The sequence below is a fragment of the Lentzea albida genome (assembly GCF_900111005.1).
Lineage (GTDB): Bacteria > Actinomycetota > Actinomycetes > Mycobacteriales > Pseudonocardiaceae > Lentzea > Lentzea albida.
In genome coordinates, this window is record NZ_FOFV01000029.1 from 1 (window position 1) to 12,174 (window position 12,174).

Genomic DNA, 12,174 nt, shown 5'->3' on the forward strand with positions numbered 1-12,174 from the left:
CTAGGTGTGATGTCCAGGGACGTTGTTCCGGATGTGATGGCCTGTCGTGAAGACAGGTGAAGGCCTCCGGGTGTGAAGTGGAACTGCTGAGGAACCGCTTCACGGCCTGGAGGCCTTCGTGTCCCACCCTAACGCGACGCTGACCCCACGCACCCGGTTACGACTGGCACGTCTGATCGTCGAACAGAACTGGCGCCCGGCCGAGGCGGCGAAGATGTTCATGGTCGCCGAGAGAACCGCCCGGAAATGGGCCCAGCGCTACCGCGACGAAGGCCCGGCGGGCATGACCGACCGGAGTTCCCGCCCGCACCACAGCCCGGCCCGCACCACCGAACCTGTCGTGCGGCGAATCGTGACCCTGCGATGGAGGCATCGGCTGGGACCGGTCCAGATCGCGGGCCAGCCCGGAATCGCGGCCTCGACCGTGCACGCCGTCCTGGTCCGCTGCCGAATCAACCGCCTGTCCCACATCGACCGCGTCACCGCCGAACCGTTACGCCGCTACGAACACCCGCATCCCGGTTCGCTGATCCACGTCGACGTCACCAAGTTCGGCAACATCCCCGACGGCGGCGGACACCGCTTCGTCGGCCGCCAGCAAGGCAAACGCAACCGCGAGGCCACCGCCACCCGCACCGGCCGGCGCCACGCCCACTACCGGCCCGCCGTCGGCACCGCGGTCCTGCACACCGTGATCGACGACCACTCCCGCGTCGCCTACGCCGAAATCCACACCGACGAAACCGCGGCCACGGCCATCGCGGTCCTAAGACGAGCCGTCGCCTGGTTCACCGACCGCGGAGTGACCGTCGAGCGAGTCCTGTCCGACAACGGCGCCTGCTACAAGTCCCACGCCTGGCGAGACGCCTGCACCGAACTCGGCATCCGGCACAAACGCACGCGTCCTTACCGGCCCCAGACCAACGGCAAGATCGAACGCTTCCACCGCACACTCGCCGACGGCTGGGCCTACGCACGCCACTACACCTCAGAAACCCAACGCCGAACCGCCCTACCCGGCTGGATCCATTTCTACAATCACCACCGAGCCCACTCCGCCCCCGCAGGCCAGCCACCCATCACCCGGCTGACCAACCTCCCCGGACATCACACCTAGGCCGGGCAGCCGTTCGGCAACCTCGGCGAGTCCGGCCCGTACAGGTCACCGGTCAGGAACACGCACGTCGGCTGCTGGTCGAACTGGTAGATGTCGGCGATCTCCAGGATCGTGAAGTTCCGCGTCTCACCGACCCGCGACTCCTTGAAGTTCGTGCGCCCGGTGGCACCGAAGAACTCCAGCTCGCGCAGCTCACCACCGATCGCACCGCGGTGCGGGGTGTGCCCGGCGAGTCTCGCCTGGGCGTTGCGGACGGCGTCGAGGAAGAGCCCGGCCGCGTCGTAGGCGACGGCCATGTGCTCGCCAGGCCACGGCTTGGCGGGCTTGTCCTCCCTCGGCAGCGCGGAGTCCTGGACCTCACCCGCCAGCTTCTTGTACCCGGCGCAGAAGGCGTCGAGGGGCAGGCCGCCGCGCACCTTGTCGTCCGGCTTGCCGTCCACACAGGACTTCCCGGCGAGCACGACGAGCCCGGCCATGCTCACGTACGACACGCGCATGCCGGCCAGCGCGTCGCGCTTGCGGCTGGCCTCCTGCGCGATGAACCGGATGATCGCGTCGTCGGCGAGGATGCGCGGCAGGCGCTTCTTGTCGTAGCAGTTGCGGCCCACCGCCTGCAGGAACTCGCCGAAGTGCTCCTCGCGGCCCGCGAAGAACACCAGTTCGGTGGAGTGGTCCTCGACGCACTGCGACGGCACCTCCTGCGGGCCGCCCGACCACTCCCGCGCCTCGAACGGGACGCCCGACCTCGCGAGCTCCTGCCCCAGCACGGCGACGAGGTTGTCCAGGTAGACGTCGTCCTGCTGTAACTTCGGGTGGTGGATCGTCACCTTGGTCGCGGCGACGTGCTGCGCGTACCGCCGCACGAGGTCGGCCTGCCGGACGTTGCCGGGGATCAGCTGGAAGTACATCGTCGAGAGCTTCGGCAGCGACGCCTCGGTGAGCGTGGTGCCGATGGTCGGCACGCCCAGCGACCCGAGCGAGGTGATGACCATCTTGGTCTGCTCGACGCTGCGGTCGAGCCCGATCACCCCGATGATGCTCGGGTCCTTCTCCAGCAACGGGTTCAGCATGTCCGTCAGCACGTCGTGGGCGCGGATCATCTTCGCGCCGCCGTTGGCGATCACGATCCGCAGCAGCGGTCCCGAGCTCGACCTGTCGTTCTGCTGCCGTTGCTTGAGCAGCATGCCCTCCAGTTCCTCGGCCCGGGAGTGGTCGGCGTCGGGGTTGCTGTCCTTGTGGGTGAGGCTCGAGAAGTAGAGCAGCGACACGAGCGGGCGGGCGGGATCGGCGGCGTAGAGCCGTTCCGCCTCCTCGTTCTGCGCGAACACCGCCTGCTGGGTCCACCGCAGCCGTTCGTTCGAACCGAACACCTGGCTGCTGTTGTCGCTGTAGCCCAGGCACTCGACGTTGCCCTCGACGTCCATCAGCCGCGTCGAGATGCCCGGCGAGATCGCGGAGCCGAGGATCGAGCAGTTCGCCTCGACGTGGTTCTGCGCGGTGACGAACCCCGGGATGAGCAGCACCACGACCACCGCGGCAATGATCGCCTCCAGCCGCCGCGACTTCGCGAGCCAGCGCACCGGTGCCGCGCGGAAGGCGGGCGCCGCCTTCCACTTGTTCTTCACCGGGTCGGGGAACGGCAGCCTGATCATCAGGTAGCGGGCGTCCGGCGCGAGCATCTGCCGTTTGCGCGGCAGCTCCTCGCGCCACGTCGTGAGCGCCTCCGCGGTCTCGTCCGGCGCGACCGGTGTCGTCCCGAGCCGCTGCGAGAGCGCCGGCTGCACCGAGCTGGCGGCGATCACCAGCAACGGGTCCAGCTCCCCTGTCTCGTTGCGGACGTCGTTGATCAGCTCCAGCAGCTCCCAGCCGCCGTTGTCCTTCGTCACGCCGTCCAGCAGCACGGGGATGTACGCGGTGCGCCGCCAGCCCGCCCTGCGCGGCAGGAAGCGCGAGCGCCGCCGGTACGCGATCCGCAGGTCCTCCAGGAACGCGTGCACGAGCAGCAGCTTGACCTGCTCCTCGTTCTCCGACTCGCGCCTGCCCAGCGTGAGCCGCTCGGCGAACCCGAGGAACTCGATGGAGTGGTTGGGCAGCGCGAAGTTCTGCCCGCGCATGAACCACTTCGACTCCCGCGCGAGCCCCGGCACCCGCTTGCCGAGCCACCGGAACCCCGCCTTGCTGCCGACCCAGGCGACCAGCCCGAGCCCCAGCCGCGTCACGAGGTTCGGGATGAACGCGTCGACGGCCCGGTTGAGCTCCTCCCCGCTCCCGCCGGTCTTGCCGGTCCACTGCCGCAGCAGCTCGATGACGCTCGCCCGGTCGTCGCGCCCCGGTTTGCGCGGCAGCCGCTTGCTCGTGAGCCAGTCGACGAGCCGGTAGTGGTCGAACCGGGTGAGCCGCTCGGTGCCGACGTGGACCTCCGCGAGCCGATGGCTCAGCACGTCCAGCAACGGCAGCAGAGGCGGCGTCTCCCGCGCTTCCGGAGGCCATCTCTTGTTGACCTCCGCGCCTACCGCGGAGACGTCGACGTAGGCGTGCGGAATCGCCGGGCGGCCCTCGTCGAGCTTGTGCTCCAGCGCGTGCAGGAACGCCGTCGGACTGGCTTCGCTCTCCAGGTAGAGGATCGGCAGCGGCTGGTCGCCGACCACTTCCTCGGTCTTGCTCCGGTAGAAGAAGCCGGGCCGGTCGCAAAGGCCGTGGATGACCTCGAGCAGAACGTTCAAACCGGGGAAAACGGGCTCTGTCCGGCTACCTGTCATCTGCACCCTCACACTCGTGCGGAAGGCAGACGACGCTAGCCGGACAGACCGTCGGGAACTGGCGGTTTGAAGATTTTCAGCCGGAACGGACCAGTGCTTCTACAGACCCAGCTCGCGGGCGATCAGCATCTTCTGCACCTCGGAGGTGCCCTCGCCGATCTCCAGGATCTTCGCGTCGCGGTAGAACCGGCCGACCGGGTACTCGTTCATGAACCCGTAGCCGCCGAAGATCTGCGTGGCGTCACGGGCGTTGTCCATCGCGGCCTCGGACGACACGAGCTTGGCGATGGCGGCCTGCTTCTTGAACGGCTCGCCGCGCAGCATCCGCGACGCCGCCTCGTAGTAGGCGAGGCGCGCGGTGTGGACGCGGGCCTCCATCTCGGCGATCTTGAACTGGATCGCCTGGTACGTGCCGATCTTCCGGCCGAACGTCTCGCGCTCGTGGGCGTAGCGGACCGACTCGTCCACGCAGCCCTGGGCGAGACCGACCGACAGCGCGGCGATGGCGACGCGACCCTCGTCCAGCGTGCGCAGGAACTGGGCGAAGCCGCGGCCGCGGGTGCCGAGCAGGTTCGCGGCCGGCACGCGGCAGTCGGAGAAGGACAGCTCACGGGTGTCCGAGGCGTTCCAGCCGACCTTCGAGTACTTCTTCGACACCGTGAAGCCCGGGGTGCCGGACGGGACGATGATCGAGGAGATCTCCTTGCGGCCGTCCGGGAGGGTGCCCGTGACGGCGGCGACGGTGACGAGGCCGGTGATGTCCGTGCCGGAGTTCGTGATGAACGCCTTGGTGCCGTTGATGACCCACTCGTCGCCGTCGAGGCGCGCGGTGGTGGTCAGGCCGCCCGCGTCGGAGCCGGAGCCCGGCTCGGTGAGGCCGAACGCACCGAGCTTCTCACCGGAGGTCAGGGAGGGCAGCCACTGCGCCTTCTGCTCGTCGGTGCCGAAGCGGTAGATCGGCATCGCGCCGAGCGAGGTCGCCGCCTCGACCGTGATCGCGACGGACGAGTCGACGCGCGCGAGCTCCTCCAGCGTGACGCACAGGGCGAAGTAGTCGCCGCCCATGCCGCCGTGCTCCTCGGGGAACGGCAGGCCGAGCAGGCCCATCTGCCCCATCTTCGCGACGATCTCGTACGGGAACTCGCACCGCTCGTAGAAGTCGCCGATGACCGGGGCGACCTCGTCGCGGGCGAACTCCTCGACCGTCTTGCGCAGGTCCTCGTACTCGCTCGGGAGCCTGAAGTCCAACATTGCGGTCACTCCTCGTGAGAGACGACGAGGGCCAGCACCTGGTCGAGTGCGACCTGCTGGCCTGCTTGCACGTTCACTTCGGCGAGCACGCCGTCGACCGGTGCGGTCACGGTGTGCTCCATCTTCATGGCCTCGACCACGAACAACGCCTGACCGGCGGTCACCTCGTCGCCCTGCTGGGCGCGCACCACGAGCACGGTGCCGGGCATCGGCGACTTCACCGGGCCACCGGAAGCGGCGCCGCCGTCGGCCGCGCCCACCAGGAACTCGGCCTCGACCAGCGCCCAGGAGGCGCCGTCGTGGCCCAGCCACAGCACGTCCCCGTCGCGGGCCATCGCGTACCGGCGGGAGCCGACGAGCAGGTCGGCGCCTTCCCTGCGGGCGTGCGCCCTGACCGGTTCTCCCGCGCCCACAACGACTTCCTCGCCGCGCACGCGCACGTCGACGTCGTTGATCCGCCACGTCGTCCACGCGTGCTCGCCGACGCGCCAGCCGGAGAGCTGGTCCCACGGGTCGTCGCCGTGCGGCTGCAACGAACGTTCCAGACCGGCCGCCACGTACACGTCGTCCGGGATCTCGGCGGACGTCAGCGCGTCCAGCTTCCGTTCGACCAGACCGGTGTCCAGAGCGCCCGAACGCACGTCCTCGTCGCGCAGGAGCGCGCGCAGGAACGGGATGTTCGTCGTGACGCCGAGCAGCACCATCTTGCCGAGCGCGTGGTCGAGGCGGCGCAACGCTTCTTCGCGGGTGCGGCCGTGCGCGATCACCTTGGCGAGCATGGGGTCGTAGTCCGAACCGACGACGAGTCCCTCGTACAGACCGGAGTCCACGCGGACGTCCGCCGGCTCGCTGAGCGCCAGCACCCGCCCGCCGGTCGGCAGGAAGCCGCGTGCCGGGTCCTCGGCGTAGACGCGGGCCTCGACCGAGTGGCCGGTCAGCTCGACGTCGAGGTCCAGGGCCTCCCCGGACGCCACGCGGAGCTGCCACTCGACGAGGTCGACGCCCGTGACCATCTCGGTCACCGGGTGCTCGACCTGCAGCCGGGTGTTCATCTCCATGAAGAAGTAGTCGCCGGAGGCACCGTCCACGATGAACTCGACGGTGCCCGCACCGACGTAGCCGACGGACTTCGCCGCGTCGACGGCGGCCGACCCCATGGCCTCGCGCACCTCCGGGGTGAGGAACGGCGACGGCGCTTCCTCGATGATCTTCTGGTGGCGCCGCTGGAGGCTGCACTCGCGCTCACCGAGGTGGATCACGGTGCCGTGCGCGTCACCCAGGACCTGGATCTCGATGTGGCGCGGGTTCGTGATGAACCGCTCGATCAGCAGCGTGTCGTCACCGAACGAGCCGCGCGCCTCACGCCGCGCCGACTCGATGGCCTCGCGCAGCGCCGATTCCTCGTGCACCAGGCGCATGCCCTTGCCGCCACCGCCCGCGGAAGGCTTGAGCAGCACCGGGAAACCGATCTCCAGTGCGGCCTCGACGATCTCGTCGTCCGTCATGCCCGAGCGGGTGCGGCCCGGCACGACCGGGACACCCGCCGCCGACACCGTCAGCTTTGCGCGGATCTTGTCGCCCATCGCGTCGATCGCCGACGCGGGCGGGCCGACGAACACGATCCCGGCCTCGTCGCAGGCCGCAGCGAACGCCGTGTTCTCCGCGAGGAAGCCGTACCCGGGGTGGATCGCCTGCGCACCGGTGGACACGGCAGCCGCGACGATCTTTTCAATGGACAGGTAGCTCTCGCGGGCGGCCGCAGGGCCGATCCGCACGGCCTCGTCGGCCAGCTTGACGTGCAACGCCTCGGCGTCCGCGTCGGAGTACACGGCGACGGAACGGATCCCGAGCGACCGCAGCGCGCGGATCACCCTGACCGCGATCTCCCCGCGGTTCGCCACCAGAACGCTGTCGAACATGATCACATCCGGAAGACGCCGTAGGAAACATCGTCGATGGGGGCGTTCGCCGCGCTGGACAACGCGAGGCCGAGCACCGTGCGCGTGTCACGCGGGTCGATCACGCCGTCGTCCCACAGCCGCGCGGTCGAGTAGTACGGGTTGCCCTGGTCCTCGTACTGCTGGCGGATCGGCGCCTTGAACGCCTCCTCGTCCTCTGTGGACCACTCGTCGCCGAGCTGGTCGCGGCGCACCGTCGCCAGCACGGACGCGGCCTGCTCGCCGCCCATCACGGAGATGCGGGCGTTGGGCCACATCCACAGGAACCGCGGCGAGTACGCCCGGCCGCACATCGAGTAGTTGCCGGCGCCGAACGAGCCACCGATGATCACGGTGAACTTCGGGACGCGCGCGCACGCCACCGCCGTCACCATCTTGGCGCCGTGCTTGGCGATGCCGCCCGCCTCGTACTCGCGGCCGACCATGAAGCCGGTGATGTTCTGCAGGAACACCAGCGGGATGGACCGCTTGTCGCACAGCTGGATGAAGTGCGCGCCCTTCACGGCGGACTCGCCGAACAGGATGCCGTTGTTCGCGACGATGCCGACCGGGTGACCGTGGATGCGCGCGAAGCCCGTGACGAGCGTCTGCCCGTACTCCTTCTTGAACTCCTGGAACTTCGAGCCGTCGACGACCCGCGCGATCACCTCGCGCACGTCGTAGGGCGTCCGGGAGTCCGTGGGCACGACGCCGTAGAGGTCGTCGGGGTCGACCTTCGGCGCCTCTGGAGTCGTGACGTCCCAAGGCCTCTGCGCGCGTGGGCCGAGCGTGGAGATGATCGAGCGGACCATCCTGAGCGCGTGGGCGTCGTTCTCCGCCAGGTGGTCGGTCACGCCGGACGTGCGCGAGTGCAGGTCGCCGCCACCGAGGTCCTCCGCGCTGACGACCTCACCGGTCGCGGCCTTCACCAGCGGCGGGCCGCCGAGGAAGATCGTGCCCTGGTTGCGGACGATGATCGCCTCGTCGGACATCGCCGGCACGTACGCGCCACCCGCGGTGCACGAGCCCAGCACGGCGGCGATCTGCGGGATGCCCTTCGCGGACATGGTGGCCTGGTTGTAGAAGATCCGGCCGAAGTGCTCGCGGTCCGGGAACACGTCGTCCTGCTTCGGCAGGAACGCGCCGCCGCTGTCCACCAGGTAGATGCACGGCAAGTTGTTCTGCAGCGCCACTTCCTGCGCGCGCAGGTGCTTCTTGACCGTGATCGGGTAGTAGGTGCCGCCCTTGACCGTGGCGTCGTTCGCGACGATCACGCACTCACGGCCGGACACCCGCCCGACGCCGGTTATGATGCCCGCGGCCGGCGCGTCGTCGCCGTACATGCCGTTGGCGGCCAACGGTGACAGTTCGAGGAACGGCGAACCGGGGTCGACCAGCGTGTCGACGCGCTCGCGCGGCAGCAGCTTGCCGCGGTCGACGTGGCGCTGGCGTGCCTTCTCGGGACCGCCGCGCGCGGCGACGGCGAGCTTGCTCCGCAGCTCGTCGACGAGCGCGGCGTGCTCCTTGGCGTAGCGGTCCGACGGCTCGGCGGCGCTGCGCAGGACAGGTGCGTCCATGCTCCCCAGACCTCAGGTTAGCGGGCGTTAACAGAGCCATGTTAGCGCCCGCTAACCCAGCGGTCCACCAGAGCGGCTCGAGAGTGACCCGAACGCAGGTCAAGGCACCTTTCGAGCACTCTCACGTTCCGGAAAACGTCAGCCGATCACCGACCGCAGGGCGGGCAGGTAACCGCTGGCGTGACCGGCGCGGTTCGGGTGGTACGACTCCTCGACCGGCCAGCTCAGGCTGTTGAGCCACCAGCTGGACGAGCAGATCTCGTGCCCGGTGAACGCCCCGCGCACGTCGACGTACCCGAACCCGGCCGCCGCCGCCCGCGCGGCGATGGTGGTGTGCAGCGCGTCGCTGCCCGAGTTGATCGCGGCCCGCTTGGTGTCGCTCAGGCCGACGTTGCAGGAGCCCGGCACCTTGTAGATGCGCGGGTAGCCGAGCACGACGACGCGCGCCGACGGGGCCTTCGACTTGATCGCCGCGTAGACGTTGTTGAGCAGCCCGGGAAGCGTGTTCGCGGCGTAGGCCTTGGCCGTGTTCACCCGGTTGGTGCAGTCCTGGTCGGACCCGAACGTGCAGGTGGTGATGACGTCGGTGAAGCCGGCGTCGTTGCCGCCGACCTGCACGGTGACCAGGTTCGTGGCCGCGGTCAGGTTGCCGGTCTGCGTGATGACGTCGCCTGTTCGCGCACCGGAGCAGGCGACGGACTTGAAGCTCGCGGGCGCTGTCGCCGCCGCATACAGGGCCGGGTACGCGAGCGGTCCGCGCTTGCAGCTCCCGCTCGACCCGTCGTAGCTGCCGGTGCCGAGCCCGGAGGCGTACGAGTCGCCGAGCGCGACGTAGTTGATCGGGGCCGCGCTCGCGGGGTTGGCGAGGGCGATGACGGCCGCGGCGGCGGTGACCACCGAGGCGAGGAAGTGAGCAGGACGCATCGAAGACTCCCGAAGGGGCCGCAGGGTGTGATGCAAGGCACGCCAATCGTTACTCACGGGTAAGGCTCGTGTGAAGTATTGGTCAATAGTCAACATTTGGGCCCCGTACCTGCGGAAATTCCACCCATCGGAGGATCGCGCGGGCAGACCGGTTTGAGGCATGAAAAAAGCAGGAGCCCCCGGAGGGGACCCCTGCTTCGTCGTTCGCCGGCGAACCGGTCAGGTGCTGGTGTCGTTCTTGTAATGCACGCCTTCGTGCGACGCCTCGTAGTCGCCCGTCGTGGCGTAGACGTCGATCGAGTCGACGATGTACTGCTGGTTCGGGTCGGCGCGGGAGTACAACTCCGGCCACGCCTCACCCGGCACGACGAGATCGGGGTGGTGACAGTCGATTCCACCCTCGGTGTCCTCGCACGTCCAGCCGTCGCCCCACGACTGGACGTCCAGTTCGTCCGGCACGGAGAGGAACACGGTCACGCCCTGCTCGTCCTCGTCTCCCACATCGGTGAGCAGCACCGTGAAGTCGAACGCCGTCCTGCTGACCCAGTACGTCCTGCCCTCGAAGACGTGCGCGACGCCCTGGGACCCGTCCACCGACATCCGGATGTCGATCGGCGCCGGCTCGCCCTCGGCGGCGTTCGCGGCGGATCCGCCCGCGCAGGCGACCACCGCGGCGACAGCGGTGCACAGCAAAGCCTTGATCATGGAACTCCCCCAGAGTCCGGCATGGTCCAACCACTCTCAGGACGCCTGGCGGTCCACCGGGTTGCCCAAGCCCCCGATTCGCGGGACACGACGCCAGGTAAACGCCTGCTAACCTCCTTCCGTGGTCGACAAACCCTCACGTCGGGACCAGATCCTCAACGCCGCGGCGGAGCTCTTCGCGCGCCACGGCTTCCACGGCGTGGGCATCGACGACATCGGCGCCGCGGTCGGCATCTCGGGCCCCGCGCTCTACCGGCACTTCCGCAGCAAGGACGCGATGCTCGGCGAGATGCTGACGTCGATCTCCGAACGCCTGCTCGACGGCGGCCAGTCCCGCGTCGACGCCGCCTCGAACGCCGACGAGGCCCTGCGCGAACTGATCGGCTGGCACGTCGACTTCGCGCTGGACGACCCGGCGCTCATCACCGTGCAGATGCGCAACCTGGCCAACCTCACCGACCCGGACCGCAGGCGCGTGCGCGCTTTGCAACGGCGGTACGTCGAGGTGTGGGTCGAGACGATCCGGCGGACCGTGCCGGACTTCGACGAACCGACCGCGCGTGCCGCGGCGCACGCGGTGTTCGGGCTGATCAACTCGACGCCGCACAGCGCGCACCTGGACCGGGACCAGATGGCGGCGCTGCTGTCGCGCATGGCGCTGGCGTCGCTGACCCCCGCCGTCGTCGTCTCCTGACCGGCCGGAACCGCCTGCGGCGTGCGGCTGACCTGGCGAACTGGCGATCAGCCGAGACCCTTCCGTAACCTGACGCGACAATGGGCGCGCGCAAACTCCTCCTCCGGCTGCCGGCCTGGTTCCGGTTCACGGTCATCACGCTCGCGGTGTTCGTGTGCGGCGTGATCGCCTCCAGACCGGCCACCGGTGACAACGGAGTCCCACCGAGCGCCGACGTGGTCGCCGCGGCGAACGCCGTCACCGCGTTCGTGGAGCCGTCCGCGACGCACGACCCGTACTTCAACCTGCCGTCGGACTTCGCGCGCGAGATGGGCCGCGATCCCAAGACCGTGACGGCGCCGGACGGGACGCTGCGGGTGGTCGACGCGGGTGGCGGGTGCTCGGGGCCGGCCGGCGACACGGAGTGGGACTTCAGCACCGCGTGCCGCGCGCACGACCTCGGCTACGACCTGTTGCGCTACGCCGACCACAAGGGCGACCCGCTCGGACCGCAGGCGCGCAAGGCGTTGGACGACAGGCTCACGACCGACCTGCACACCCAGTGCCGGCTGAACCCGCGCGGCGCCGAGCAGACCTGTCACGCCGTGGCCGAGACCTACGCGCTGGGCCTGAAGTTCAACTCGTGGCGGCAGCGGTGGAGCGCGCCGGGCCACGAACCCGTCGTCGCGTGGGCGTTCGGCAGCGCGGTCGTGGTGTTCCTGCTGCTGGCACGGCTGCACGGGCGCCGCCGCGAGGACCCGTCCGCGAACTCGCTGCCGCTGGTGCTGGCCCACGCCGAACAGGACAGGTACGCGACGTTCCTGCGGCTCTTCAGCCTCGCGCTGCTCGTGGTCGGCGAGACCGTGGCGATGCTCGCGCACCTCAGGGGGTTCGGCACGTCGTGGTTGTGGGCGCTGCAGGCGGTGCCGTTGTTCTTCTTCGCCGGTGGGCACGCGAACCTGCGCAGCTGGCAGGCGCACCAGGGCGGCTTCGGGTGCTGGGTGTCGAGCCGCACGTCGTGGCTGCTGCGGCCGGTGCTCGCGTTCGTGCTGCTGTGGGTGGTGCTGTTCGCGGCGCTGAACCTGCTGGACGTGGAGGTCGACGCGTACAGCCGGCTGATCACGCACCCGTTGTGGTTCCTCGGGGTGTACCTGCTGGCGGTGGCCGCGACTCCGGCGGCCGCGTGGCTGCACGAGCACTTCCGCCGCACCGCGCCGTTCGTGCTGGTGCT

At 69.5% G+C, this 12,174-nt stretch carries 8 protein-coding genes and 1 pseudogene; 3 read left to right on the forward strand and 6 right to left on the reverse strand.

Annotated features, from left to right (window positions below; translation table 11 throughout):
- The first annotated feature begins 118 nt into the window (after positions 1-118).
- Positions 119-1,117: an IS481 family transposase gene (locus tag BMY74_RS41580; RefSeq protein ID WP_143091745.1), complete on the forward strand. Its 999-nt coding sequence runs from the start codon at positions 119-121 to the stop codon at positions 1,115-1,117.
- Here BMY74_RS41580 and BMY74_RS41585 read toward each other — a convergent pair.
- The 6 genes from BMY74_RS41585 to BMY74_RS41610 form a co-directional block, all read right to left on the reverse strand.
- Positions 1,114-3,840 carry a type 1 periplasmic-binding domain-containing protein gene (locus tag BMY74_RS41585; protein ID WP_089927188.1) on the reverse strand — a complete coding sequence of 909 codons (2,727 nt, stop codon included), beginning with the start codon at positions 3,838-3,840 and terminating at the stop codon, positions 1,114-1,116. The genes BMY74_RS41580 and BMY74_RS41585 overlap by 4 nt on opposite strands.
- 135 nt (positions 3,841-3,975) lie before the next feature.
- A complete protein-coding gene (locus BMY74_RS41590) occupies positions 3,976-5,127 on the reverse strand; it encodes an acyl-CoA dehydrogenase family protein (RefSeq protein WP_089927191.1) in 1,152 nt (383 codons plus the stop codon).
- 5 nt (positions 5,128-5,132) lie between these two features.
- Entirely contained in the window at positions 5,133-7,046 is a 1,914-nt protein-coding gene (locus BMY74_RS41595; RefSeq protein ID WP_089927349.1) for an acetyl/propionyl/methylcrotonyl-CoA carboxylase subunit alpha, read from the reverse strand.
- Between the two features lie 2 nt (positions 7,047-7,048).
- Positions 7,049-8,641, reverse strand: coding sequence for a carboxyl transferase domain-containing protein (locus BMY74_RS41600; RefSeq protein WP_089927193.1), 1,593 nt, complete (start codon positions 8,639-8,641; stop codon positions 7,049-7,051).
- 138 nt (positions 8,642-8,779) lie between these two features.
- Entirely contained in the window at positions 8,780-9,565 is a 786-nt protein-coding gene (locus BMY74_RS41605) for an SGNH/GDSL hydrolase family protein (protein ID WP_089927196.1), read from the reverse strand.
- A 219-nt stretch (positions 9,566-9,784) separates the two neighbouring features.
- Complete coding sequence (locus tag BMY74_RS41610; protein ID WP_089927199.1) at positions 9,785-10,270, reverse strand: hypothetical protein; 486 nt, start codon at positions 10,268-10,270, stop codon at positions 9,785-9,787.
- 121 nt (positions 10,271-10,391) lie between these two features.
- On the opposite strand from BMY74_RS41610, the gene BMY74_RS41615 reads away from it, so the two are divergent.
- A complete protein-coding gene (locus tag BMY74_RS41615; protein WP_089927202.1) occupies positions 10,392-10,964 on the forward strand; it encodes an SACE_7040 family transcriptional regulator in 573 nt (190 codons plus the stop codon).
- 308 nt (positions 10,965-11,272) lie between these two features.
- Positions 11,273-11,506, forward strand: a pseudogene (locus tag BMY74_RS46930) (hypothetical protein); the annotation flags it as partial.
- Positions 11,507-12,174: the final 668 nt, after the last annotated feature.